The following is a 24,891-nucleotide window of genomic DNA, read 5'->3' on the forward strand; positions in this document are numbered from 1 at the left end:
TTGATTCTTCACGCTCTATATTTTGTTGTTATAGCGGTGTGCATCATCCCAACTATCCCAGGGGTAGTTGGGGTTATTGCTTCATCCCTCAGTTATATACCTCCACTGGGTTTAGAACAGTTTTCAATCGTTGGTTTCGAGCAAGTTTTCGCGTGGGAAGGCGTCTACCACTCTATCGGTCTTACACTGAGCTCAGCCGTGATCAGCAGCTACCTGGCCTGTTTTCTCACCTTCTGTATTCTCCAAGCCACGTGGGACAAACCATTCTGGCGTAAAATCGAGCTTACTCTGTCTCCGATGCTAGCGATTCCTCATGTTGCCTTTGCTATCGGGTTCGCCTTTCTGTTTAGCCCAAGCGGTCTTGGCATGCGTGTCCTGCAAGGTTTCTTTGGTGAACCTTCGACGAATACTGAGCTAGCGTTACTGGTGAAAGACCCGTATGCACTTGGATTAATCGTGATGTTGGCGTTGAAGGAGATTCCATTCTTATTGTTAATGAGTATCTCTATTCTGCAACAATTAGATATTCCTAAAATAACCAAAGTGAGTGCTTCGCTAGGCTACAATCGTTCACAAATTTGGTGGAAATGTGTTTTCCCACAATGGTTCAACAAATTACGCTTCCCTATGTTGGCGGTACTCGCTTACAGTTTGTCTGTGGTTGATATCGCGCTCATTATCGGTCCAACAAACCCACCCACTTTTGCTGTATTAGTGTGGCAATGGTTTAACGACCCAGACCTCAGCTTATTACCAAGAGCTGCAGCCGGGGCCATTGTTCTATTTGGTTTAGCAAGCCTACTTATAGCGTTTGCTCGATTGGTTGAGTGGACCGTTCTTAAGTATTTTCGCGGTTGGCAGGTGTCAGGTCGCCGTGGTGTCGCTCTACCTGGACGTAGCCTGTTCTCTTTCTTGGCATTGCTAACAGCAGCCATGTTCCCATTGATGTTGATATGGAGTGTCGCTCAACGCTGGCGCTTTCCTGACCTATTACCAAGCCGTTATAGCACTCGCTTTTGGGAATACGAGTGGAACGCGATCACCGGTACCATTAGCACCAGCCTCTGGATTGCGGTTATTTCTGCGACCATCGCGTTAGTACTTGCCCTCATTGCTCATGAATACCGTATTAAGCATCGTTGGCAGGTTCCGGGATACATTATCGCGATTCCGATGCTTATTCCTCAGCTATCTGTTCTGTTTGGTTTGCAGGTTACCACTCTCTACCTCAATAGTACCGCTTATGAGTTTTGGGTGATTTGGTCGCATGTATTTTTTGCTTTTCCATTCGTCTATCTGTCATTGGACGGCCCTTGGCGCAGTTTTGAACCTGGCTTGATCAAAGCCGCTCTCAGCCTCGGGAAGTCGCCGCTTCGAAGCTGGCTCACGGTTAAATTACCTATTCTGTTACCAACGATGGTTTTTGCTTGGGCTGTGGGCATTAGTGTCAGCCTTGCTCAATATCTGCCAACCTTGATGTTGGGTGCAGGTAGAATCAGCACCATCACCACAGAAGCGGTTGCCTTGACGAGTGGATTCGACCGCAGGGTCACCGCGATTTACGCTATTTGGCAAGCCTTACTGCCACTATTCTTTTTCTCTTTTGCGATTCTTATCAGCCGTTTACAAATGAAGTATCGCCGTCTTTCATATAAAGGTTTATTACCTAATGAGTCTATCTCTCAACGACCTCGCCATCCATAAGCTCGATGGAAGCGAGTTATTCTCATCGCTCAATCTTCATTTAAAATCCGGCGAAGTGCTGGCTCTGATGGGACCAAGTGGCTGTGGTAAGTCGACTCTGCTCGACGTGATCGCTGGTCACCTTAGCAACGAGTTTGAATACACAGGGCAAGTTCACGTCAACGACGCGCGAATTGATCAAGTCGCGCCTCATCAACGTGAGGTTGGGATCCTGTTTCAAGACGATCTGCTCTTCCCTCACCTAAAAGTTTGGGAAAACCTGGCCTTTGCACTACCAAACAGTATCAAAGGAAAAGAGCGCCAACAGCGAGCGTTAGATGCGCTAAAAGACATCGAACTGACACGACTTGCCGACTCATTCCCAGACCAGATTTCTGGAGGGCAACGAGCACGAGTCAGTTTGACCAGAATGTTGCTCGCCAAACCGAAAGTTGCGTTGTTAGACGAGCCCTTCAGCAAACTCGACCCTGAATTGCGTGTTCAATTTCGCGATTGGGTATTTGAGCAACTCAGCAAAGCCAACATACCTACATTGATGGTGACCCACGATAAAGCGGATATTCCACCAGCAGCACGAGTACTGAATTGGCCATGGAGTACAGAGAATGCTAGATAAATATTCCATCAGGGTTATTCGTTGGCCGTTAACTCAGTCCGCTAAAGTTCTAAACCGCGCTGGCGTCACTGCGAATCAAACTACGTTTTTCGGCTTTTTGATCGGCTGTTTAGCCTTCCCGTCGCTTGCGTTTCAACAGTATGATTTAGCACTGCTATTTGTGGTGCTAAATCGTATCTGTGATGGACTTGATGGCGCGCTTGCTCGTATCCAGGGAATTACCGATGCCGGTGGGTTTCTCGATATAAGCCTCGATTTCTTGTTCTACTCCTTGATACCGTTTGGCTTTGTGATTGCTAACCCGGACGCGAATGCCGTTGCAGGCGCCTTTCTGATTTTCTCTTTCATCGGTACAGGCAGCAGTTTCTTAGCCTTCGCAGTTATGGCGGGCAAGCAAGGAATAGAGAACCCTGTTTATAAGCATAAATCTCTGTACTACATGTCTGGATTGACTGAGGGAACAGAAACCATCGCTTGTTTCATTGCGTTCTGTATTTGGCCACAACACTTTGCCGTCATTGCTTATGCGTTTGGCGCAGCGTGTTGGCTCACCACATTTATGCGAATCTACTTCGGCTTTCAGACGCTTAAAAACGTCAAATCCTAAAGCACTTCAATGCGACGAACACGGAATCCATAAAAAAGCGCCGCGTTACTATGAAGTAATGCGGCGCTTTCAATATGGTTTGTTCGTTTTTAGAAACTACTCTGCGGATTCTAATTTGAAGCGAAGTACTTTTAGGCTTGAATCAGCATCAACATCCACAAACTCAGGCGGGTTTGGGATACGTTCTAGATACTTAACACTCGGCGCTTCTTCCGCCATGGTATCAATCAGGAAGTTTGGTGAAACCATTGGAGAATTCACGCAAGCAATCACTTCACCGCCCTCTTTAAGAAGCTCAGGCAGACGACGCAAAATTCTCTTATAGTCTTTCGTCAGTGCAAAACTGCCTTTTTGGAAAGATGGCGGATCAATAATCACTAATTCGTATGGACCACCTTTCTTGATTTTTCCCCAACATTTAAAGATGTCGTAACCGAGAAAGTTAACTGAGCGCATGTCATGTTCATTGAGACGGTGGTTGTCGCGACCTTTGCTCAACGAACCGCGAGACATATCTACGTTGAGACACTGACGCGCACCACCCGCTAGAGCAGCCACAGAGAAGCCACAGGTGTAAGCAAACAGGTTTAATACGTTCTTGTCTTTAGCGTTCTCTTGGACCCACTGACGACCGTTACGCATGTCTAAGAACAGACCGAAGTTCTGGTTGCGACCGATGTTCAACTGATACTTAAGACCGTGCTCAACCACCACTGGTGATGAGTCTAGTTCGCCCCAAATCACTTCTGATGGGCTACCTTCAGCATAACGATGTTGCAGCACAACACTTGTGCCTTGTTTTTGTTGCCAAATCGGTTGCTCAGTCAGTTTAAAAAGCCCCTCTTTCAAACTTAATAGGAACTCTTCATCAACCTGTTTGAAAATGTTCACTAGCAGCTGACCATCCACCCAATCACAAGTTAGCTGCTCTAGGCCTGGCCAAAATTTGCCTCGACCATGAAAAATACGACGCAACTCATTAGGCACTTCGTTTAACTGTTGTTCGATATGTTCAAAAAATACCGGTAAAGCAGATGCTTCCATTATATCTCTCACTTAATGTTTAGCTTTGGCCACGCCAGTGACCAAGGTTCAAGCCAAGTATCCAAACCTGTCGATACCGTCTCTTGCGACCATTTTTGACCAAGAGATTGGTGCGTTCTCGGGTCACATACATATTGATATGCTTGGGATTGATAGGTAAATCGGATCGCAAACGCATGCAGGTAACCGCGATCAGATTGACTTGAAGAATTGTAAATTGGGTCGCCAACGATTGCCGAACCTATCGACTTCATCGCCACACGAATTTGATGAGTGCGCCCTGTATATGGTTTACAAAGCAGGAGTCTTTCCCCAGGTTCAGCCGCTGCCGATAAAAACTGAGTCACTGCTGGATTTTGTTTGCTGTTAATCAACTTCCAGCTTGAACGTCGAGAACGCTCCATATCACCCACGATCAGGCCTTGCTTCTTTTTAGGCTTCTTTGAACCGATCGCAAGGTAGTACTTTTCAACCTCTCGGTTAGCAAACAACTGAGACAACTCACTCGCCGCCGCAGCATTTTTTGCTAATAACAATATGCCAGAGGTCATTTTGTCTAGGCGGTGAACCAGATAAAGCTTCTCGATATCCAGTGATGTCGCGACTTCTTGAAGAAGCATGGTATCACCATCATCTTTATGAACGCTGATACCTGGGTGTTTATTGATAAGTAAAAAATCTGAGTGGTTTACAAGAATGTCGAACATGAAAAGGCTTACTCCGTAATCGAGCTAGAAGTATACCTTGTCCAACACCAGATACCAGCAATGAAAAAGCGAGAGCACTAAGGCACTCGCTTTCTATTCATCTTAACATTGAAAGTCTTGATTACAGTTTGATTACAGTTTCTTAGAAATCAACGCTGAACCTGCAATGATACCGATACCTAATAGCATGATTGCACCCTTACCGCTATCGAAGCCAGAAGAGATACCCATGAATGCAACGATTGCGATTGCTACTGGGATTACAAACTTAACTAATGTGTACCATAGACCGAATAGTGGGAAAGATACTTCACCGTTGTTAGTGATCTCTTTCTCTAGGTCTGCACGGTTTAGTCTCCAACCAGCGAAGATACATACCAACATACCGCCAACCGCTAGGAAGATCTTATCTGTTAGTAGGTCGAAGATATCAAATGCACCTGTGTCAAACAGTGTTGGACCAACGCCACCTAGAGATAGAGAAGCGAAGATACATAGTGCGGCCATGACAACACTTGCAGAGATAACCGCTGTTACACGCTTCATGCCTTTCTCATCGATTAGGTAAGAAACCACAACCTCAAGTAGAGAAACAGAAGATGTTAGAGCAGCAACACTTAGACCAATGAAGAACAGAAGTGCGAATAGAAGACCAATTACGCCGCCCATTTCAGCAAATAGCTGAGGAACAACTACGAATACTAGACCTGGACCTGCTGCTGGTTCCATGCCGAATGCGAACATTGCCGGGAACATTGCAACACCAGCTAGGATAGCAACACCTGTATCCATTGCTGTAACCATTGCGGTAGTTTGAACTAGGTTTTCTTTCTTCTTAAGGTAAGAACCGTAAGTCAACATACAACCCATACCTAGAGATAGTGAGAAGAATGCTTGACCAAGTGCAGCTAGGATTACGTTGCTGTCTACCTTAGAAAAATCAGGACTGAATAGAAACTCAAGACCAGCCATAGAACCTGGAAGAGTCAGACCTTTGATCGATACCACGATAAGGATCAGGAATAGCAGAGGCATTAAAACCTTACCCGCTTTCTCGATACCGCCCGAGATACCTTTCATAACGATAACAACGTTGAGAAGTAGGTACAGACCCATCCACATCAGTGGTTGAACTGGGTTAGAGATGAAACCACCGAAGCTATCGCCGATTGCTTCAGGTGCCTCTAGAAGACCACCGGCAATCTTACCGATGTAAGCAATAGACCAGCCACCTACTACAGGGTAGAAACCCATGATAAGTAGACCACTCGCTACGCCGATCACACCAGTGAACGTCCAGCGACGGTCTGTCGTTTTAAATGCACCTACTGCTGATTTTTGCGTATGACGGCCAATAGCAAATTCAGTCAGCATCACACTGAAACCGATGAAGATTACGAAGAATAGGTAGATTGCAACGAAGGCACCGCCGCCGCTCTCACCCGCTGTATATGGGAACTTCCAGATATTACCTAGACCAACAGCAGAACCTGCTGCAGCCATTACGAATCCTAATTTCGAACCCCAGGTATCACGAGGTGTTGTGGTTGTATTACTCGTAGCCACTTTAACTCCAAAATTTGTATGTTGTGTAATGTTGTGTTTGCTTTGGTGGCGTCTTATTAAAAGAAGGTGTAAATCTATGTTTACATCCTAAAAAATTTGATTGACGCTCGTTGTATAGCCAGTAAACCAGTTTAAGATTAAAATTGGAAGCCCGAACCGTACATATTTCGTTACCAATGTATAATGTTGTGGTTAAATGCCGACTTTTCATACAAAACAATCGTTTTCGTCTTAAGTTAACTAAAACTTAACAACTTTAATCTATTTACAGCTTTTACTCTATTTTGTAAATACTTGTTCTGTAAAATTCCCAAATCACCAAAATAGCATTACTATCTAAGTGTCTCTTTTTTCGAGTATTAGATGTGGAAAAGCTCTATCATTTTTTAACTTTGGCCGCTGTTGTGCTCTATTGGGTACTGGTTGCGGGTGTCACACTTCGTGTTGTACTTAAAAGACGGTCGGTGAGCGTGTCTTTGTCGTGGCTGCTTATTATTTATATCGTCCCAATTGCGGGCGTCGCCTTCTATTTTCTCTTTGGTGAACTCAATTTAGGCAGAAAAAGAGCAGAGCGTGCCCAGCGTATGTTCACGCCTTTCGGTGACTGGTTCCGCCAATTAAATCACTGCCAAGTGCACCAACCTGGCGAAGTTGGCTCACCTATCCATAAAATTGATGAATTGTGTAATAACCGTATGGGTATCCCTGCATTGAGTGGTAATACGCTCTCTTTGCAATCGTCTCCCGATGAAATCTTACATTCGATCATTGAAGATATCGAAAACGCCCAAATCAGTATCAAAATGGTTTTCTATATCTGGCATCCGGGTGGTCTAACCGATTCGGTTGCTTCCGCGTTAATCAGGGCGGCCAAGCGCGGTGTCGACGTAAAAGTACTCCTCGACTCCGCTGGTTCTCCACGCTTTTTTAAAAGCCACTGGCGCTCTATGATGCGTGATGCTGGTGTACAGGTTGTGCAGGCGCTTGAGGTTAGTCCGTTGCGTATGTTCCTGCGTCGCCTCGATCTTAGACAACATCGCAAGATCATCGTAATTGACGAAACTGTTGCCTACACAGGTTCAATGAATATGGTCGATCCTGCTCATTTTAAGCAAGGAGCAGGTGTCGGACAATGGATTGACGTTATGGTGCGGGTTACAGGTCCAACCGTAAACGTATTGTCTGCTATTCACGGCTGGGACTGGGAAGTGGAGACAGGAGAGCGCATTTTGCCCGCCCTTCCAGAATGTAAGGTCGATGAATCCGAAGTCAAACATCCCGTTCAAGTTGTGCCATCTGGCCCAGGTATGCCAGAGTATCTCATTCTGCAAGTGTTGAGCATTGCGATTAACCAAGCAAATCGCTCAGTGCGAATAACCACACCTTATTTCGTGCCGAGCGCAGATTTGCTAGAGATCCTTAAAATGACGGCACAACGAGGCGTCAATGTTGAACTCGTGATCCCGCATAGCAACGACTCGGTGATGGTTAAATGGGCATCTCGCGCTTTTTATACCGAGCTACTTGAAGCGGGTGTGAAGATTTATGAGTTCTACGGTGGCTTGCTACACACGAAATCGGTAGTGATTGATGAAGAGTTCTGCTTGATCGGCACGGTGAATATCGATATGCGCAGCTTCTGGCTTAACTTTGAGGTAACACTTGTTGTTGACGATGTGAGTTTTACACGTCAACTTGCCGACCTTCAAGAATCGTATATCGAGACGTCCCACCCAGTCAGCCTCGATAAATGGCAAGAAAGAAGCCTTCAATCACGCTTCTTTGAGCGTCTATTTTACCTCTTCAATCCATTACTCTAGGTTTTGAATCTCTCCGATAATTTCTTTCCTTGACCCTTTTTCACTAAAGGGTCTGTATACCAATCGTAGTAAATAATTGCTCATTCTAGCTTGTTAAAAGGCTTGATAACTACGTTAGAATTTTTGATTGTAGGACTACTACTGATCGAAGCTTCCTTGTTGTAGAAAAGCTGCCTTGCTCTCAAACCTTTTTCCTGCGCTACCTCTGCTCACTTATTTACTGTGATTGGTATTAATTACAAAAACTCTTTAACTTCCCTTGCTTTCGTACCCAATGGCGTGTTTTAAATAAAGGATAGTAGATTGATAAGGAATTCAGAGTATGTCCGAAAGCAAAACAACAAAACTGATCACAGCAGGTCGCGATAAAAAGTGGACTAACGGTGTGGTTAACCCACCCGTTCAACGTGCATCAACTGTTGTATTTGATACCGTTGCTGAAAAACACAAAGCAACGGTAAACCGTGCCAACAAAACTCTATTCTATGGCCGTAGAGGTACCAACACCCACTTTGCTTTCCAAGACGCGATGGTCGACTTAGAAGGTGGCGCAGGTTGTGCGCTTTATCCATGTGGGACGGCGGCGATTTCTAATGCCATCCTCTCATTCGTAGAAACGGGCGACCATATTCTGATGGTAGATACTTGCTACGAGCCAACTCGTGACTTTTGTGACACCATCATGAAAAAGATGGGGATAGAGACCACCTACTACGAACCAACCATAGGCGAAGGTATTGAAGATCTTATACGACCGAATACAAAAATCCTATTTACCGAATCTCCGGGTTCCATCACGATGGAAGTTCAGGATATTCCAACACTAGCTCGTATTGCCCATCAACACGATATCATCGTTATGCTCGATAACACCTGGGCTGCTGGAGTTAACTTTTCACCATTTGAGTATGGTGTCGACATCTCAATTCAAGCTGCAACCAAATACATTGTCGGTCACTCAGATGTGATGCTCGGGACTGCTGTTGCAAACGAAAAGCATTGGGATCAATTGCGTGAGCAAAGCTACTTAATGGGCCAATGTGTATCTCCGGACGATGCCTATCTAGGTTTACGTGGTATCCGAACACTGGATGTACGCCTACGTCAACATGCCGAGAACAGTTTGAAAGTCGCTCAGTGGCTACAAACTCGCCCTGAAGTGGACCATGTACGTCACCCTGCGTTAGAAAGTTGCCCTGGTCATGAATTCTTTAAGCGCGATTTCACTGGTGGTAATGGCCTGTTTTCGTTTGTACTTAAAACAAGCTACCCACGAGCAACGACTGCATTGTTAGATGGTATGAAGCACTTCAGCATGGGTTACTCATGGGGTGGTTTTGAAAGCTTAATTTTGGCGAACGAACCGAAGAGCTTTGATAGCCTGCGCACAATCGCGAATCCGAAATTTGAAGGGACACTTGTTCGTCTGCATATTGGTCTTGAAGATGTCGATGACTTGATTGCAGACCTAGAAGCTGGTTTTGAACGCTATAACGCGTTGCTATAGCCAATCTCGTTCGTAGAAGCAAAAACAACATCCGCTAGAAGGCAGCCACCCGGCTGCCTTTCTTCTTCTCTATCACTTTTTTGGACAATTCACTAAGTGATCGTTCACCATACCGACCGCTTGCATAAATGCGTAGCAGATCGTCTCTCCGACAAACTTAAAGCCACGCTTTTTAAGAAATTTACTCATCGCTTTTGATTGCTCAGTTGACGCAGGCACCTGAGACATCTCTTGCCAGTTATTCATGATGACCTGATGATCAACAAACTGCCAAAGCGCATTAGAGATTGAACCAAACTCTTTCTGTAACTCTATTGCGGCACGCGCATTACTAAATACTGACGCAATTTTGCCTTTATGCTTAACCACATCATAATTCTCAATGATCCCAGCAACATGTGATTCATCCATAGCTGCTAACGCCTGTAAGTCATACTCTTTAAATGCCGCTCGATACCCTTCTCGCTTCTTCAAAATTGTGATCCAACTTAAGCCAGCTTGCGCACCTTCAAGCGTAATAAACTCAAACAGAACCTGATCATCATAAACAGGAATACCCCATTCCTTATCGTGATACTCCCTTTCCAATTCGTGCTTCAATGCCCATGCACAGGTTTGTTCGACTTGTTGTGTCGTCATTGTAATTCTCCCTAACGGTCGGTATCACGACCAAAAAATAGTGCCCCTTGATGGGGCACTATAGTCTTTAACTAATAATGAAAATGTTAAACAACTTTGATTTTGTGGAACATGCGGTACAACACAGGAACCACAATCAAGGTTAATACTGTCGCAAAGCCTAGACCGAACATGATGGTAACCGCCATCGGCTTAAAGAAGATGTCCGGTAGCAGCGGAATCATACCCAGAATGGTCGTAATCGCAGCCATACACACAGGTCTAACACGACTCAATGCGGCATCCACTACTGCGATATAAGGTTCCTTACCCGATTTCATCTCAATATCGATTTGGTCGAGCAATACAATACCGTTCTTGAGCAGCATCCCCGACAGACTCAAGAAGCCAAGCAGTGCCATAAAGCCAAACGGTGTATTGAGCGCGAGTAAGCCAGTGGTTACACCAATCAATGCCAACGGTACGGTCAACCAAACAATCAGCGGCTCTTTCACTGAGTTAAATAGGAACACGGTGATCAAGAACATAAACAGGTAACCGAGAGGCATGGTAGTAAACAGCGACGCTTGCGCATCCGCTGAAGACTCATACTCACCACCCCACTCGAGTGAATAACCCGGTGGAAGTTCAATCGCTTCAATCTGGGGTTGAAGGCGCTTTTGAAGCGTTGCTGCGGTCTCTTCACCCAGTAAGTCAGGGTCAGCAAACACCGTCAACATACGCTTACGGTTTTTACGAATGATAAGTGGGTCTTCCCATTGCATCTTGTAGCCTAGGGTCACTTGTTGCAACGGAATGAACTCACTTAATGCTGGACTCCAGATCTTCATCCCTTCTATGTTTCGGATGTCGATACGCTCATCTTCTGGTAAGCGTGCCACGATAGGCATCAGTGTCGTACCATCACGATATACGCCGATCGCTTTACCAGAAAACGACATTGCCAAGAAATCATCCACATCAGACTTAGTGATACCGTAACGACGAGCCTGACTTTCGTTAAATTGAGGTTCAAGCACCTTAGTACGGTCGCGCCAATCGTGACGAACGTTAAATGCACCTGGATCAGCATGCATAATATCAATCACTTGAGCAGCAATTGAACGCAGCACTGTTGGATCAGAACCTACGATACGCGCTTCAATTTTCGCACCACCACCTGGACCCAATTCAATCTGCTTTAACTTGTAGTCAATTTCAGGGAAGCTAGCGTCAACATAGTCTCTAAAGCGCTTCATTAGAGGAGCGAGTACTTCATAACTCTTCACACGTGTTGTGATTTCACCATAAGCACTGTAGCTCTTCTCTGGTGCATAGGTCAGCATGAAACGTTGCAAACCCTTACCTGCGGTTGTCGTAATATGCTCGACTTCTTCTTGCTCAGATAACCAACTCTCCAGCACTTTTAGCTTGGTATTTGTCGCACGGATATCTGTCCCTTCTGGCATCCACACATCGACTTGGAACATAGGTGTGGTTGAAGATGGGAAGAAAGCTTGTTTCACGAAACCGAAGCCGTAAACACTCGCACCTAAACCAATCACTAAAACGACCATGGTTAACCATGCGCGCTTCATGCAGAACTCAAGGAACTTCTTATAGATAACAAAAACCATCCCGTTGTATGGATCTTTACCTTCGTTATCCGGATCCACCTTTTGACCTTTGAAGAACAAGTCAGCAAAGAACGGCGTGATTGAGATTGCAGTGAACCAACTCAGCATCAATGAGATAAGAAGCACTGTAAACAAGGTGCCACAATATTCGCCCGTCGAGTCTTCTGAAAGTCCAATAGGTGCAAAGGCTGTTACCGCAATGACGGTTGCACCTAACAGAGGCCACTTAGTTTGAGTAACGATATCGGTCGCTGCCTGCATACGCGTTCGGCCTTTTTGTGTGCCTATGAGTATGCCCTCAACCACCACGATTGCATTGTCCACCAGCATCCCAAGCGCAATCACCAGGGCCCCCAACGAGATACGTTGCAGATCGATTTTGAAGTACTGCATAAAGATGAAGGTACCCAATACCGTCAGCAACAAAATCAATCCAATCAGCAAACCCGATCGCAAACCCATAAAGAACAGCAGAACCACGATAACGATAGCGACCGCTTGCCCTAAACTGACCACAAAGCCACTAACCGACTTGTCTACCTCTTTCGGCTGGTTATATACCTCGGAGATATCAATACCTACAGGTTGCTGGTATTTCAGCTCGGCTAAGCGTCGGTCAAATGCTTCACCGACAGCGACCACGTTTACCCCTTGAGCAAACGAAATACCTAGGTTAAGCGCCAACTTCCCGTTGTAGCCGATGATATTGGTGGGTACTTCAATATAGCCACGCTTAACGTCAGCCACATCTTTCAAGTAGATAAGACCTTGTGCGCCGCCCTCAGTAAGAATTAAGTCTCCAAGTTGCTCAACGTTCTTAAACTCACCCGTAGGATGGATTCGAATATACTCACTACCGATACGCACCGCACCGGCATCCGACACCACATTTTGTGTCGAAAGAAGGTTAAACACCGTGTTTGGAGAGAGTCCCAAAGAGCTGATTTTCTTCATCGAGATTTCAATGAATACTTGCTCTTGCTGCGCACCTGAAACCGAGACCTTACTCACTCCATCCACCAGCTCTAATTCACGGCGGAGATAGTCAATATAATCGAGTAGTTCTTTATAGGAGTATCCCTCACCTGTCACAGCAAGCAAAATCCCGTAAACATCACCAAAGTCATCGATCACTTGCGGATCATTCACCCCCGGAGGAAGCTGCCCTTTGAGGTCGTTCACTTTACGGCGCAATTCATCCCAGATCTGTGGAAGGTCATCAGGGCCGTAGTTGTTTTTCATAGTCACGGTGACCTGAGAGAGTCCTCGACTGGATATCGAGTTAACTTCATCTACATAGGTAAGTTGTTGTATCGCTTTTTCAAGCGGGTATGTCACCTCTTCCTCAACCTGTTGCGGTGTCGCTCCCGGATAGGAAGTGACAACCATCGCGTCTTTGATAGTAAATGCCGGGTCTTCTAATCGACCGAGGCCAAAGAATGCTGCAACACCCCCAATCAAGAAAATAAGTGATAGCATCCAACTGATCACCTTATTACGAATGAAGTAAGCCGCAACTCCTGTTACTTCTTCATCGCTTTGAGGCTTGTTATTCAGTTCACTCATTGTTCGCCTCCTGAGACAATACTTCCACTGTCATCCCATCTCTTAGCTTCGACACACCTGCTGTCACTATGGTTTGACCAATCTCTAAACCTTTAATCACCTGTAGAGTTTTTTGATTGGCTTTGCCTAAAACGATCTGTTGTTTGGTCACTGTCTTGTCATCATTCACCACCCAAACATAAGACTCTTTGTTATCTAATGGGTCACCGTCTGCGTTAAACACCGCTTCAATAGGGATAAGCACCCCTGCTTTTAGCTCTAAGCCGATATCGCGACCATATGAAGTCACCTCCACAGCCATACCATCAAGGATCAGATCATCTTTTGGCATTGGTAGTGCGAGAGTCACGGTAAAAGTGCCAGTGCTCGGGTCCGGCTCTGTGGTGAACTCCTTAATTCGAGACTCATATTCATTACCGCTAGGGACACGAACCAAAGCTCGAATATCAGAGACCAGTGTCTCCGTAGGTTGATTCACATAAATACGATCAGGCAACTGAATCACCACTTCAACGTCTTCGACACTGTGGATATTAACGATTTGTTGGCCAACCTGAATGTTCTCGAATTGGTCAACACTTACGCGAGAAATGATGCCATCTACTGGAGCACGCAGCTTAGTAAATGAGAGACGCAGTTTTGCCAGCTCCAATTCGGCATAAGCAATTTGACGTTGCGCTGCAATTTCATCAAATTGAGATTTAGCCAATAAACCTTTCTTAACCAGTGGGCTCGAACGTTTGTACTGGCTATTCACCACCGTATATCGAGCCTGCGCGTTATCAACCTCCAATTGATAATCAGTTGGATCGAGTTCGGCAATCAAATCACCCTCTTTAACTCGCTCACCCTCTTTGACTGTTAATCGGTTAATTTCACCCGCTACGCGGAAGCTTAAGTGCGCCTTTTCAGCTGCGTTGGCAACCGCAGGGAAGTAGAGTTTGTCATGAAAATCGAGAACCTTAACTTCCATTGTTCGAACCTGAGGGACATGAATTTCAGACGTCACTTCCGGTCGTTCACAACCGACAAGTAAAGCTAAACAAGAGAGCCCAATCGCGCTTTTAATACTCTTCATATTAGAGCCCTCTCTCTTTAATCCATTCACGAACTTTTTCGCCGGGTTTCAGCTCATTAACGCCTGATGTCACGATGCGATCACCATCATTCAAGCCAGAAACGATGTGACGCTTTTCATCCGTCACTATCGCGACTTTCTCAACAATACCGTCGTTGTTGACGCGCCATACATAGGTATCGTCGTTTTCTGTAATCATCGCCGCGGTTGGGATCTTAGTTGCAGCCCCGCGATTTGATGAGAGGAATACGTTGCCAGACATGCCCGGCAGGATACCGATGTCCGTTGGACGTTCCATTATCATAGTCACTTTGTAAGAGCCAGTTTTGGGGTCCGCTTCGGTGTCGACTTCTTGGAATGTCAACGGATAGGAATAGTCCGGAAAGGCATCAAACACCATATTCGCTTCTGTTTCAAAACCGGCTGAGTAGCGTGTGATTAACTGATCCGGAAGCAGGAACACAACCTTCATGATTTGGTTGGTTTGAATGTTCATAATGCCCTCTTTAGCAGCCACATACTCATGATTCTCTGCAGGAATGATGGAGATGGTGCCGTCATAAGGAGCAACGAGTTTGGTATAACGTAGGTTGGCTTTAGCTTGATCTAATACCGCTCGTGCCGAATTGTGGTTAGCTTTGGCTTGATCGTAGTCTTGCTCTGAAACAACACGGTCTTTGCGCAGCTTTTTGGCGCGCTCGAACTGAACGTCCGCCAAAAGATAGTTGGCTCGAGCTTGCTTTTCTAGTAGTTGATATTCATCGGGGTTAAGAACAGCGAGCGTGTCACCTTTAGTGACCATCTGCCCAGCAGTGACCTCAATATTTTGCAAGAGTCCTGGAACACGAAATGCGAGGACAGCTTTATCACCGGCTTCTGTTGTGGCTGGAAAGTCGCGTTTAAAAGTGTTGTTGCCGACAGAAACGGTGAAGAGTTTGGCAGGTCGAGATTCAGGCTCGGGGACAGGAGGAAGCTCCTTACCACACCCAGACAGCCCTGCTAACGCTGTCATAAGGACAAGGGAGGCTTTATACATTTGAGATCATCCATATCTATAAATATTTTATTAACATAGATTAATCACATCTAACTTACCAGTTAATGTCCGGAATTATTTTGAGAAAATATCCAAAAAAAATAACGGCTTGGACGATAATCACCCAAGCCGTTATAGGAAGTTAATAAGTTAACGTGCTACATGTTTTTAAACTCACGATTCACTTTGAAAGTATCTGATGTCACATACGCTTCAATATTGCGCACGTCACGTTCTATCTTTTCGAAATCACTCTCTAAAGTGTTGAGTAGGAACTCTGGTGTTTGACCTTGCTCCCATGGTTTTTGCTTTAACGTGTGCTCCTGTTTTGACTTCAGTTCATCGACATAGCGTCTTGGCTGCTTTTCAATCATGAACGTCATAGCCAGATAAGCAAGAATCACTAAGAAGCTGCCGCCCAGCAAGGCTGCAGAGATAACCATAATTCTTACTAACCATACTTCTAAGCCAAAGTAATTCGCTAGGCCGGCACAAACACCTGATAACTTGCCGTTAATAGGGTCGCGATACAGTTCTCTACTCATAGTTTCGTCTCCAATTTGGGGACTCCGCATCTAAGATCTTTTCTAAGGTTTTAACACGATCTTGCATCGACTCCGCTTGTTGCGAAAGGTGGTGCAACCTTTGAAGATCCGTCTCAGACAAACCGTTGCTCGACTTCTTTTTACTGCGGTAGTGCAAAAATAACCATAGCGGAGCAACAAAAATCAGAAAGACAATCAGTGGACCAGCTATTAGAAATGATGACATAGATAACTCCTAGGTTATTTATCGCGGTTTTCGACTTGCTGCTTCAGTTTCGCCAGCTCTTTTTCAATTTCATCTTGAGCTTGCAGTTCAGCAAATTCTTGATCAAGGGATTTAGCGTTACCTGTTTTAGCATACAGATCGGCTTCTGCCTCAAGTTCGTCTACTTTACGTGACATTTGCTGAAATTTCGCCATCGCCTCATCTGTTTTGCTTGAGTGAAGATGTTTTTGAACATCACGACGATTGCTGGCAGCATTGTTACGAATCGCTAGCGCTTGTTGCTTTGCGCGCGTCTCAGCGATCTTGGTTTCAAGCTTGCCAATTTCGCTGGTTAGCTTTTCAATTGTCTCTTCAACTAGAGTTTGTTCGGTGTGAAGACTCTTGATGATGTCTTCTAGCTTTTGCTTCTCAATCAGAGCAGCTCTCGCTAAATCTTCACGCTGTTTGGTTAATGCCAGCGTTGCTTTTTGTTGCCAATCTGCAATTTGGTCTTCGATAGACTCCACCTTACGAGCCAGCTCTTTTTTGTCAGCAATGGCTTTGGCTGAATTGGTGCGAACTTCTACCAGTGTGTCTTCCATCTCTTGGATGATAAGACGAATCATTTTTTCAGGATCTTCAGCCTTATCGAGTAATGCGCTGATGTTTGAATTTACGATGTCTGCAAAGCGAGAAAAAATACCCATAAGGAACTCCTTAAATAATCAACTTAGCCAATGGTTAAACCATTGATACTGTGCGAATGGTGTTATCACTCGCGGATAAACTTATTCTTAGTAATCCAAATTGCGTGCCAATTTTATACTCATTAAAAATCAATAACTTAATATTAGGTGGTGATTATAACAACAGATGCTATGATGAGATTAACCAAGTGTTGGTATTTTTCACCACCAGCGTCACACAATCGCACTGACAAGGCTACCTAATGCAGCAAAATTTAATCGGCGAGTCCCAAAGTTTTCTTACTGTTCTAGATAAAGTCTCTCAATTGGCACCAATTGAAAGACCAGTCCTCATCATTGGTGAACGCGGCACAGGTAAAGAGTTGATTGCACAACGTCTTCATTATCTTTCCAAGCGTTGGGACCAACCGCTCATTTCACTGAACTGTTCCACATTAAGTGAAGGCTTGATTGACTCTGAACTTTTCGGTCACGAATCAGGCTCCTTTACTGGCTCAAAGGGGCGTCATCAAGGTCGATTTGAGCGTGCTGAAGGCGGTACTTTGTTTCTCGATGAACTCGCAACCACTCCCCTAGCGGTTCAAGAAAAACTACTTCGTGTTATCGAATACGGGCAATACGAACGTGTTGGTGGTCAAAAAGCACTTAGCGCCAATGTACGATTAATTTGTGCAACCAATGCCGATTTGCCCGATATGGCAAGTAATGGGGAATTTAGAGCAGATCTATTGGATCGCTTAGCGTTCGATGTGATCACACTACCGCCACTACGAGAACGAAAAGAGGACATCATACTTCTTGCCGAATATTACGCGATTAAGATGTGCCGTGAGCTCGAGCTGGAGCTATTTGTCGGCTTCTCACCTGAAGCAAAGCAGTCGCTGATCGATTACCCGTGGCCCGGTAACGTCCGTGAACTAAAAAACGTAATTGAGCGAGCTATTTATCAGCATGGTCGCAATCCAGAGCCGATTGAATCTCTTGTATTTAATCCGTTTGAACCTGCATGGAGTGATACTCAGGCCGAAACTGACAATTCCGCACCAAGCGACCATACTTCTATTGAGCGCAGCTTTTCTCTACCACTCGACTACAAAGCGTGGCAAGAGGAGCAAGACATCGCCCTCCTCAATCAAGCTTTGAAAACAAGTAAATATAATCAGAAGCAAGCGGCACAGCTACTTGGTCTTACCTACAACCAATTGAGAGGCATGGTGAGGAAGTATTCGATAGTCGGACAAAACAGTGATAAATAGCTGCTAGCACAGGATTATTATTTGGAGCGCAATAAATAAAATGTTAAATTATCCGGATCTTGAGGCTTCTCTTTTGCCTCGTTTCGAAAAGTATTTCTTTTTATGAAAGCACTATTAAGACTGTCACTAGGTTTCTTCACACTTGGCGTTTTAGCCGGATGTGGAGAGAGCGTCGATCACGATCAGATCCGACAAAAAGGCTTTGTTTATTGCGGCCAAGGTAACCCGAACACCTTTAATCCACAGTTGGTGGATAGTGGCATCACGGCGGAGTCACTAAGCCCTCAGATCTTCGATACTCTGCTGCAACTCGATCCTAAAACATATCGTCCCCAGCCTAACATCGCCTCCGAATGGGCAGTGAACAAGGCAGGTACTGAATATACTTTTAAATTGCGCCCAAATGTGCAGTTCCAGACTACCGATTGGTTCACACCGACTCGTGCTTTAAACGCACAAGATGTTGTTTTTAGCTTCGAACGCATCACGGACAGCAGCCACCCCTTTCACTATGTTGGCGGCGGCCTTTACCCTTGGTTTGCGGGTATCGATTTCTCGAATCTAATTGACAGTATTGAAGCAGTAGACGATTTGACAGTCAGGTTTAGGTTAACACGCCCTGACAACTCCTTTTTGACCAACATTGCTACCAGCTATGCAGTGATTCACTCTAAGGAGTACGCCAGTCAACTTATTCAGTTGGATGAGAAAAACCGCTTAGACTCACACCCAGTTGGCACAGGTCCATTCTATCTTGATGACTTTCAAATCAACGACCTTGTTCGTTTAAAAAAACACAAGCACTATTGGAAAAGCAAAGTGAAAATGGACCAAGTGGTGTTTGATACCTCGCAACGTGGTACGGGGACACTCGCGAAGCTACTCCGTGATGAATGTGATGTACTCAATTCACCTATCTCAAGCCAGATTCCAATTATTCAAGCTCAAGAAGAGCTTAAGATTACAGCAACACCTGCTGTAAACGTATCGTTCATCGCCCTAAACACAGAACACCCAGCTCTACGCGACGCACGTGTACGTAAAGCGTTAAACCTTGCGATCAACCGCCAGAATATTCTGGACTCGGTTTATTACGGAACAGGGAGCAAGGCGTATACCTTATTGCCACCCACTTCTTGGGCTTATCAAAAAGACCAGGTTCAAGTTCGTTACGACCGTAACTATGCCGTTGCTCTGCTCAAAGATGCAGGTGTAGAGCCCGGTTTAGAGCTCTCTATGTGGGTACCTCTGGAACCTAGAGCCTACAACCCAAGCCCGCAAAAGACTGCGGAGCTTATTCAAGCCAATCTTGCTGATATTGGTATTAGTTTAAAGCTCTATACTGACGACCGCTTCGATCGTACTCAGCTCTCTTCCATCGCTTCGACAGATCTGTTGCTTACGGGTTGGATCGGGCACACAGGAGATCCAGACAACTTCTTACGTCCACTGCTCTCTTGTCAGTCAGAACGCGCTGGCTTGAACGTGTCGATGTGGTGCAATTCCGACTTTGATTTTCTTCTTGATCTCGCGCTGGAGATCAATCAACAGAGACACCGTGTGAATTTATACCACCAAGCACAGAATATTCTTAACGAAGAGTTCCCTGTGATCCCACTGGCTCATGGCGTGCAGTTCCGCGTACACGATCGGTCTTTAACAGGCTTTAAGCAAAGTCCATTTAATGCCCAACCTTTCGATCAAGTAACAAGAGAGGTGCACCACTAATGTTTTGGTATACGTTAAGGCGCGTCAATCTATTCGTTATAACACTTGCGATTTTGACTATCGTTGGCTTCTCTTTGCTTCGCTTAGACCAAACGTCACCTTGGGCAATTCAAGAATTTTGGCCAGGTTGGTTAACCTACATCGGTGAGTTATCAACTCTGAACTTCGGTATCAGTAAACATGGTACTCTGATCTATGACGAATTAGCCGTGGTCTTCCCAGCAACGCTAGAGTTATGTTTCTTTGCATTCGTACTTGCACTCCTAATCGGTATCCCATTTGGAACCATTGCAGGGATGCGCCAAGGTAAGTTCATCGATACCACGATATCGTTCACCTCGATGGCAGGTTACTCAGCCCCAATATTCTGGGTAGCTCTGCTGATGATCATGGTCTTCTCTCTGCATTTTGAGATGTTCCCGGTTGGCGGCCGCTACGATTTGCTTTACGAGATTGAACACGTCACTGGCTTTGCAATCATTGATGCATTTTTTGCTGAAGGTCGCTACAAAGCACATGCACTGCAGAGCGTGATTGAGCATATGGCACTGCCTTGTTTGGTGCTGGCTTTGGCACCAACCACGCAGGTTATTCGTCTAATGCGAGCATCAGTGGCTGAAGTGATGACACAAAACTACATTCGTGCCGCACGAATTAAAGGTCTGTCAACCCGTGAGATCGTCACGCAACATGTGCTGCGTAATGCGATCCCACCGATCGTTCCCAAAGTCGGCGTGCAGCTTTCAAGTATGTTGACGCTCGCCATTATTACCGAGTCTATTTTTAACTGGCCGGGTATCGGTCGCTGGCTGCTTGATGCGTTATCTAACCAAGATTACGTGTCAATTCAAGCTGGAGTAATCGTGGTGGCAACGCTGGTTTTAACAGCGAATATCCTATCGGATCTGATCGGCGCGATGATCAATCCTCTAGTAAGGAAAGAGTGGTATGCTAACAAGTAACGTCTATCAAGAAGAGCACATCCCGACTCAATTTGAGCGTTTTTGGCGTAGCTTCCGCAATAACAATCTTGCGATGTTTGGCTTGTGGTGTTTGGTTCTGATTATCTTCGTCACCATTACTGCTCCTTGGCTAGCTCCTCATGATGCCCAAGAGCAAACCGGTCATTTGTTAACGCCGCCATCGTGGGATCCAGCGGGTACAGTAGAGTACTTTCTAGGAACCGACGATCTAGGTCGCGATATCCTGTCTCGACTGATTATTGGTTCTCAGCTCACTTTTGGAGCGGCGGTGGTGATCACTTTCATTGCTGCTGTCATTGGCTGTTTGATCGGCGTATTAGCGGGTATGACTCGTGGCCTACTATCAAGTACCTTAAACCACCTGCTTGATACGGTCATGTCTATCCCATCTCTGTTACTCGCCATTATTTTTGTTGCTTTCCTAGGCTTTGGAGAGTTCAACATCTTGCTGGCGATCTGTCTTGCGCTGATTCCGCGCTTTATTCGCTCCGTTTATATCGCGGTGCACGCAGAGGTAGAGAAAGATTACATTATGGCATCGCGCTTGGACGGTGCTAACGATTTCTACCTGCTTTGGAACTCTATAGTACCTAATATTCTGACCGTCATTGCCCTTGAAATAACGTTAGCACTCTCTGTTGCGATTCTCGATATTACCGCACTGGGATTCCTAGGCTTAGGCGCTCAAGCTCCAAGTACGGAATGGGGGTCAATCCTAGGTGATTCTGTAGAGCTCATCTACTTAGCGCCTTGGACAGTAACCCTACCCGGCCTTGCCATAATGTTTACCGTTATCGTCATTAACTTAGTCGGCGAAGGCGTACGCCAAGCACTTAACGCAGGGATCGAATAATGCCGTTACTTGATATTCGACATCTGACCATTGAGATCGAAACACCTCAAGGCCTAGTGAAAGCCGTAGACCGCATGAGCATTACCCTTAACGAAGGGGAAATCCGCGGCTTAGTGGGAGAGTCTGGTTCCGGTAAAAGCTTGGTAGCCAAAGCGATCGTTGGTGTATGTAAAGAAAACTGGAAAGTTTCTGCGGACCGGATGCGTCTGGGTAACATTGATTTGCTTCAACTGACACCCAAAGAGCGCCGCCGAGTCATTGCTCGTGATATAGCGATGATCTTCCAAGAGCCTTCCACCTGTCTCGACCCATCGGAAAAAGTGGGACACCAGCTGATCGAAGCCATTCCCTCTCACGCCTTTGAAGGCAAATGGTGGCAACGTTTTAAGTGGCGAAAGAAACAGGCGATTGCCCTACTTCATAAAGTCGGGATCAAAGACCACTCACGTCTGATGGACAGTTACTCATACGAGCTGACTGATGGTGAGTGTCAAAAAGTGATGATCGCAATGGCCATTGCCGCCAAGCCAAAAGTACTGATTGCTGATGAGCCAACCAATGACTTGGACCCAATCACTCAGTCTCAGATTCTGCGTCTATTAAGTCGCATGAATCAATTGCACAACACCACCATTATTTTGATTGGCCATGATTTAACCACGATTACTCAATGGGCAACACGAATTACGGTTATGTATTGCGGCCAATCGGTTGAATCTGCCGACACAGCTAAACTCTTGGATGCACCTAAGCACCCGTATACCGTCGCACTACTGAAAGCGATGCCAGACTTTAACGATTGGATACCACACAAAGAGAAACTGCAATCACTACCCGGATCGATTCCCCCTTTGCAGCATTTACCCATTGGCTGTCGTTTGGGACCTAGATGCCCGTATGCACAAAGGCAGTGTGTTGAGATACCTCACACCAGACGTGTAAAAAATCATAAATTTAACTGTCACTTCCCGCTGAACATGGAGAAGAAAAAGAAATCATGAGTGCATTATTAGAAGTCAGTGGGCTTTCCAAAGATTTTACGACTCGCTCTGGGCTTTTTCGTAAGAAGATTCATCAAGCGGTGAAACCGGTGAGCTTCACTCTAGAGGCGGGGCAAACTATTGGATTTATTGGGCAAAATGGTTCAGGTAAATCCACACTGGCTCGTATGTTAGCAGGTATGGTTGAACCAACTTCTGGTGAGATTCGGGTTAATGGTGAAAAGCTTGAACACAAAGATTACTCGACACGTTGTAAGTTAATTCGCATGATCTTCCAAGATCCGAACACTTCGTTAAACCCTCGTATCCAGATTGGTCGTATTCTCGAAGGACCACTTAAGCGAAACACGAATATGCCGCCTGAAGCACGTATGAAGCGTGTGAAAGACACGCTGCTTCGAGTTGGTTTACTTCCAGAACATGCTTACTTCTACCCTCAGATGCTGGCGGCAGGACAAAAGCAGAGGGTTTGTCTGGCTCGCGCCTTAATACTTCAACCGTCGATCATTGTCGCCGACGAAGCACTGAATGGTTTGGACATGGCGATGCGCTCTCAAATCATCAATCTGTTCCTGGAGCTACAAGAAGAGATGGGCGTATCGTTTGTCTACGTTTCACAACACATTGGCATCATTAAGCACATCACAGATAAGATCATCGTGATGCATGAAGGGGATGTGGTCGAAGCAGGTGAAACCCTTGAGGTACTCGCTAACCCCTCTCACCAAATTACTCAACGCTTGGTAGAGAGTCACTTCTTTAAAGCGCCAAACTATTAGTCATTAAAATCACGAGTCACCAAAACCATTAACCATTAACCATTGAAACTGGTTTGTGTTGGAATAAGAGGGATTAAATGAAACGGTATTCACTTTACATTTATTCCCTTTTTCTCGCTCTATTTTCAGGCCATGCCAAAGCGACCGGTTTTACTTGGCTTGACCCAAGCTTCGTGGAGCGTGCTTTCTATAGCGTAGCTCTCGAACAAGAGTACACGACCGGCAACCACCCACTGGTGAAATGGAAGCAACCAATACGAATTTGGTTGGACCATCGCGTTGGTGATGAAGTACTCCATCAAGAGCTTACAGAATTGCATGTCCAACACCTAATGCAAATCACCGGCTTATCTATCGAATTTGTGAGTAAACAATCGCAAGCCAATGTGCATTGGATTTACACACGTGAATCGCGTTGGATTAAAGACGCAAAATCGGCACTAAATCTAAAATCAACCCAGTATTTAAACAGTGCAATATGTACGGCGGGTTACAAGACCGACACCACTGGTCATATCGTCTCTGCTGCTATCGTGATACCTGTCGATCTAGCAAGAAGTCGAGGCAAGTTGTTAGCATGCGTCGTAGAAGAGATCACACAAGCGTTAGGGCTGCCCAATGATTCGGAGCATGCCTATCCTTCTATCTTTAATGATCACACACCAGAAGATCTTCTAGCGCCTCTAGACGTGGTTTTGTTAAAGCTTCTCTATGAACCGGATTTAAAAGCAGGGATGACGCTCTCAGAAGTGAAACCTGTTGTAAAACGGTTATTGAGGGAATATCAGAAAGAAGGGGTGCTGAAAGGTGCTACAAAGGAAGCCAGGCAGGCTCCCTTATATGAACTGTTTCGTTAGAGAAGAGTTAGCGCTTAGCCGCTTGCTTCTTTAGTTCGAAGTCAAACTCATCTGGGAACAGAACGACACCCTCTTCCTGCTCATTGGGGAAAACCACAACAGCAAGCTCATCGTCTTCTAAACCCATAGTCCAACGACTGTGCCACTTATTCAATGAGATCGCTTCAGCTTTACACTCAGCCCACTCACCGGTTGCCCATGACTCTGCGAACTCTTTGTTTGGCCAAACTGGTACACAATCTTCATCTTCAGTATTTAGCATCACACAACCGTGCTCGTCAGTTAGGATCCATACTTCACGATTAGCCACGATCTCCTTTACACAGTATTTAAAGCGTTGTTCACCTGTGTACTTGTTAACTTCTGCGATTTTTTGCTCGTCTAGTGGTGTAGTCATTGTTGTTTCCTACTTTTGTCAGTGCGTTCGCTCTCATACAGTGTATGCCGAGCTTTTTGAACTGCAAACAGTTC

Annotated in this window: 23 protein-coding genes; 12 read left to right on the plus strand and 11 right to left on the minus strand. The window is 45.5% G+C overall.

Annotated features, from left to right (window positions below; all coding sequences use genetic code 11):
• Positions 1 to 3 precede the first annotated feature (3 nt).
• From vsple_RS08545 to vsple_RS08555, 3 genes are read left to right on the plus strand one after another with little or no spacing between them, the layout of a single operon-like run.
• Positions 4 to 1,704: an ABC transporter permease gene (locus vsple_RS08545; RefSeq protein ID WP_261883156.1), complete on the plus strand. Its 1,701-nt coding sequence runs from the start codon at positions 4 to 6 to the stop codon at positions 1,702 to 1,704.
• The gene (locus vsple_RS08550; protein ID WP_261881746.1) at positions 1,670 to 2,320 is read left to right on the plus strand and encodes an ATP-binding cassette domain-containing protein; all 651 of its coding nucleotides are present in this window, start codon (positions 1,670 to 1,672) and stop codon (positions 2,318 to 2,320) included. Before vsple_RS08545 ends, vsple_RS08550 begins: the two co-directional genes overlap by 35 nt.
• Entirely contained in the window at positions 2,310 to 2,927 is a 618-nt protein-coding gene (locus vsple_RS08555) for a CDP-alcohol phosphatidyltransferase family protein (RefSeq protein WP_261881747.1), read from the plus strand. Before vsple_RS08550 ends, vsple_RS08555 begins: the two co-directional genes overlap by 11 nt.
• Positions 2,928 to 3,023: 96 nt before the next feature.
• Here the strand turns inward: vsple_RS08555 and vsple_RS08560 are convergent, their stop codons facing one another.
• The 3 genes from vsple_RS08560 to vsple_RS08570 form a co-directional block, all read right to left on the minus strand.
• The gene (locus vsple_RS08560; RefSeq protein WP_261881748.1) at positions 3,024 to 3,971 is read right to left on the minus strand and encodes a class I SAM-dependent methyltransferase; all 948 of its coding nucleotides are present in this window, start codon (positions 3,969 to 3,971) and stop codon (positions 3,024 to 3,026) included.
• Between the two features lie 8 nt (positions 3,972 to 3,979).
• Entirely contained in the window at positions 3,980 to 4,678 is a 699-nt protein-coding gene (locus vsple_RS08565; RefSeq protein WP_261881749.1) for a TIGR01621 family pseudouridine synthase, read from the minus strand.
• A gap of 132 nt (positions 4,679 to 4,810) precedes the next feature.
• Entirely contained in the window at positions 4,811 to 6,244 is a 1,434-nt protein-coding gene (locus tag vsple_RS08570; RefSeq protein WP_261881750.1) for a sodium-dependent transporter, read from the minus strand.
• A gap of 365 nt (positions 6,245 to 6,609) precedes the next feature.
• On the opposite strand from vsple_RS08570, the gene cls reads away from it, so the two are divergent.
• Positions 6,610 to 8,064, plus strand: a complete 1,455-nt coding sequence (gene cls / locus vsple_RS08575; protein WP_261881751.1) for a cardiolipin synthase — start codon at positions 6,610 to 6,612, stop codon at positions 8,062 to 8,064.
• 322 nt (positions 8,065 to 8,386) lie between these two features.
• Positions 8,387 to 9,571 (plus strand): cystathionine beta-lyase, encoded by a 1,185-nt coding sequence (locus tag vsple_RS08580; RefSeq protein ID WP_261881752.1) that lies wholly within the window; start codon positions 8,387 to 8,389, stop codon positions 9,569 to 9,571.
• A 72-nt stretch (positions 9,572 to 9,643) separates the two neighbouring features.
• Here vsple_RS08580 and vsple_RS08585 read toward each other — a convergent pair whose 3' ends face one another.
• From vsple_RS08585 to pspA, 7 genes are all read right to left on the minus strand, one after another.
• Positions 9,644 to 10,210 carry a DNA-3-methyladenine glycosylase I gene (locus tag vsple_RS08585; protein WP_261881753.1) on the minus strand — a complete coding sequence of 189 codons (567 nt, stop codon included), beginning with the start codon at positions 10,208 to 10,210 and terminating at the stop codon, positions 9,644 to 9,646.
• Between the two features lie 86 nt (positions 10,211 to 10,296).
• Entirely contained in the window at positions 10,297 to 13,392 is a 3,096-nt protein-coding gene (locus vsple_RS08590) for an efflux RND transporter permease subunit (RefSeq protein ID WP_261881754.1), read from the minus strand.
• Positions 13,385 to 14,470 carry an efflux RND transporter periplasmic adaptor subunit gene (locus vsple_RS08595; protein WP_261881755.1) on the minus strand — a complete coding sequence of 362 codons (1,086 nt, stop codon included), beginning with the start codon at positions 14,468 to 14,470 and terminating at the stop codon, positions 13,385 to 13,387. Before vsple_RS08595 ends, vsple_RS08590 begins: the two co-directional genes overlap by 8 nt.
• Position 14,471: 1 nt before the next feature.
• Positions 14,472 to 15,506: an efflux RND transporter periplasmic adaptor subunit gene (locus vsple_RS08600; RefSeq protein ID WP_255230470.1), complete on the minus strand. Its 1,035-nt coding sequence runs from the start codon at positions 15,504 to 15,506 to the stop codon at positions 14,472 to 14,474.
• Positions 15,507 to 15,664: 158 nt separating this feature from the next.
• Positions 15,665 to 16,051, minus strand: coding sequence for an envelope stress response membrane protein PspC (gene pspC / locus vsple_RS08605; RefSeq protein ID WP_150868906.1), 387 nt, complete (start codon positions 16,049 to 16,051; stop codon positions 15,665 to 15,667).
• Positions 16,044 to 16,277 carry an envelope stress response membrane protein PspB gene (pspB, locus tag vsple_RS08610; protein WP_032552132.1) on the minus strand — a complete coding sequence of 78 codons (234 nt, stop codon included), beginning with the start codon at positions 16,275 to 16,277 and terminating at the stop codon, positions 16,044 to 16,046. The genes pspC and pspB overlap by 8 nt, the downstream gene beginning before the upstream one ends.
• Positions 16,278 to 16,291: 14 nt before the next feature.
• The gene (gene pspA, locus vsple_RS08615; protein WP_032552131.1) at positions 16,292 to 16,963 is read right to left on the minus strand and encodes a phage shock protein PspA; all 672 of its coding nucleotides are present in this window, start codon (positions 16,961 to 16,963) and stop codon (positions 16,292 to 16,294) included.
• 242 nt (positions 16,964 to 17,205) lie between these two features.
• Here pspA and pspF point away from each other — a divergent pair, with 242 nt between their 5' ends.
• The 7 genes from pspF to vsple_RS08650 all read left to right on the plus strand — a co-directional run bounded on the left by pspF (position 17,206) and on the right by vsple_RS08650 (position 24,420).
• Positions 17,206 to 18,219: a phage shock protein operon transcriptional activator gene (gene pspF / locus vsple_RS08620; RefSeq protein ID WP_261881756.1), complete on the plus strand. Its 1,014-nt coding sequence runs from the start codon at positions 17,206 to 17,208 to the stop codon at positions 18,217 to 18,219.
• A gap of 102 nt (positions 18,220 to 18,321) precedes the next feature.
• The gene (sapA, locus tag vsple_RS08625; protein ID WP_261881757.1) at positions 18,322 to 19,947 is read left to right on the plus strand and encodes an ABC transporter substrate-binding protein SapA; all 1,626 of its coding nucleotides are present in this window, start codon (positions 18,322 to 18,324) and stop codon (positions 19,945 to 19,947) included.
• Entirely contained in the window at positions 19,947 to 20,909 is a 963-nt protein-coding gene (locus vsple_RS08630; RefSeq protein WP_261881758.1) for an ABC transporter permease, read from the plus strand. Before sapA ends, vsple_RS08630 begins: the two co-directional genes overlap by 1 nt.
• The gene (locus vsple_RS08635) at positions 20,896 to 21,783 is read left to right on the plus strand and encodes an ABC transporter permease subunit (protein WP_261881759.1); all 888 of its coding nucleotides are present in this window, start codon (positions 20,896 to 20,898) and stop codon (positions 21,781 to 21,783) included. Before vsple_RS08630 ends, vsple_RS08635 begins: the two co-directional genes overlap by 14 nt.
• Positions 21,783 to 22,784: a peptide ABC transporter ATP-binding protein gene (locus vsple_RS08640; protein WP_261881760.1), complete on the plus strand. Its 1,002-nt coding sequence runs from the start codon at positions 21,783 to 21,785 to the stop codon at positions 22,782 to 22,784. Before vsple_RS08635 ends, vsple_RS08640 begins: the two co-directional genes overlap by 1 nt.
• On the plus strand, positions 22,781 to 23,563 hold the full coding sequence (locus tag vsple_RS08645) for a peptide ABC transporter ATP-binding protein (RefSeq protein WP_255230463.1): 783 nt from the start codon (positions 22,781 to 22,783) through the stop codon (positions 23,561 to 23,563). Before vsple_RS08640 ends, vsple_RS08645 begins: the two co-directional genes overlap by 4 nt.
• Positions 23,564 to 23,640: 77 nt before the next feature.
• Entirely contained in the window at positions 23,641 to 24,420 is a 780-nt protein-coding gene (locus tag vsple_RS08650) for a DUF2927 domain-containing protein (RefSeq protein WP_261881761.1), read from the plus strand.
• Positions 24,421 to 24,427: 7 nt separating this feature from the next.
• On the opposite strand, the gene vsple_RS08655 is transcribed toward vsple_RS08650, so the two are convergent.
• Entirely contained in the window at positions 24,428 to 24,817 is a 390-nt protein-coding gene (locus vsple_RS08655) for a DUF2750 domain-containing protein (RefSeq protein ID WP_032552123.1), read from the minus strand.
• Positions 24,818 to 24,891 lie beyond the last annotated feature (74 nt).

It is taken from the genome of Vibrio pelagius (assembly GCF_024347575.1).
Taxonomy (GTDB): Bacteria; Pseudomonadota; Gammaproteobacteria; order Enterobacterales; family Vibrionaceae; genus Vibrio; species Vibrio pelagius.

Bases quoted from the DNA above. Each gene is read 5' to 3' on its own strand.
- vsple_RS08600 (WP_255230470.1), bottom strand. From the start codon at position 15,506: ATGTATAAAGCCTCCCTTGTCCTTATGACAGCGTTAGCAGGGCTGTCT.
- vsple_RS08590 (WP_261881754.1), bottom strand. From the start codon at position 13,392: ATGAGTGAACTGAATAACAAGCCTCAAAGCGATGAAGAAGTAACAGGA.
- vsple_RS08595 (WP_261881755.1), bottom strand. From the start codon at position 14,470: ATGAAGAGTATTAAAAGCGCGATTGGGCTCTCTTGTTTAGCTTTACTT.
- vsple_RS08580 (WP_261881752.1), top strand. From the start codon at position 8,387: ATGTCCGAAAGCAAAACAACAAAACTGATCACAGCAGGTCGCGATAAA.
- vsple_RS08645 (WP_255230463.1), top strand. From the start codon at position 22,781: ATGAGTGCATTATTAGAAGTCAGTGGGCTTTCCAAAGATTTTACGACT.
- pspA (WP_032552131.1), bottom strand. From the start codon at position 16,963: ATGGGTATTTTTTCTCGCTTTGCAGACATCGTAAATTCAAACATCAGC.
- vsple_RS08565 (WP_261881749.1), bottom strand. From the start codon at position 4,678: ATGTTCGACATTCTTGTAAACCACTCAGATTTTTTACTTATCAATAAA.
- pspF (WP_261881756.1), top strand. From the start codon at position 17,206: ATGCAGCAAAATTTAATCGGCGAGTCCCAAAGTTTTCTTACTGTTCTA.
- pspB (WP_032552132.1), bottom strand. From the start codon at position 16,277: ATGTCATCATTTCTAATAGCTGGTCCACTGATTGTCTTTCTGATTTTT.
- vsple_RS08655 (WP_032552123.1), bottom strand. From the start codon at position 24,817: ATGACTACACCACTAGACGAGCAAAAAATCGCAGAAGTTAACAAGTAC.
- vsple_RS08560 (WP_261881748.1), bottom strand. From the start codon at position 3,971: ATGGAAGCATCTGCTTTACCGGTATTTTTTGAACATATCGAACAACAG.
- vsple_RS08630 (WP_261881758.1), top strand. From the start codon at position 19,947: ATGTTTTGGTATACGTTAAGGCGCGTCAATCTATTCGTTATAACACTT.
- vsple_RS08550 (WP_261881746.1), top strand. From the start codon at position 1,670: ATGAGTCTATCTCTCAACGACCTCGCCATCCATAAGCTCGATGGAAGC.
- vsple_RS08640 (WP_261881760.1), top strand. From the start codon at position 21,783: ATGCCGTTACTTGATATTCGACATCTGACCATTGAGATCGAAACACCT.
- sapA (WP_261881757.1), top strand. From the start codon at position 18,322: ATGAAAGCACTATTAAGACTGTCACTAGGTTTCTTCACACTTGGCGTT.
- vsple_RS08650 (WP_261881761.1), top strand. From the start codon at position 23,641: ATGAAACGGTATTCACTTTACATTTATTCCCTTTTTCTCGCTCTATTT.
- pspC (WP_150868906.1), bottom strand. From the start codon at position 16,051: ATGAGTAGAGAACTGTATCGCGACCCTATTAACGGCAAGTTATCAGGT.
- vsple_RS08555 (WP_261881747.1), top strand. From the start codon at position 2,310: ATGCTAGATAAATATTCCATCAGGGTTATTCGTTGGCCGTTAACTCAG.
- vsple_RS08635 (WP_261881759.1), top strand. From the start codon at position 20,896: ATGCTAACAAGTAACGTCTATCAAGAAGAGCACATCCCGACTCAATTT.
- vsple_RS08585 (WP_261881753.1), bottom strand. From the start codon at position 10,210: ATGACGACACAACAAGTCGAACAAACCTGTGCATGGGCATTGAAGCAC.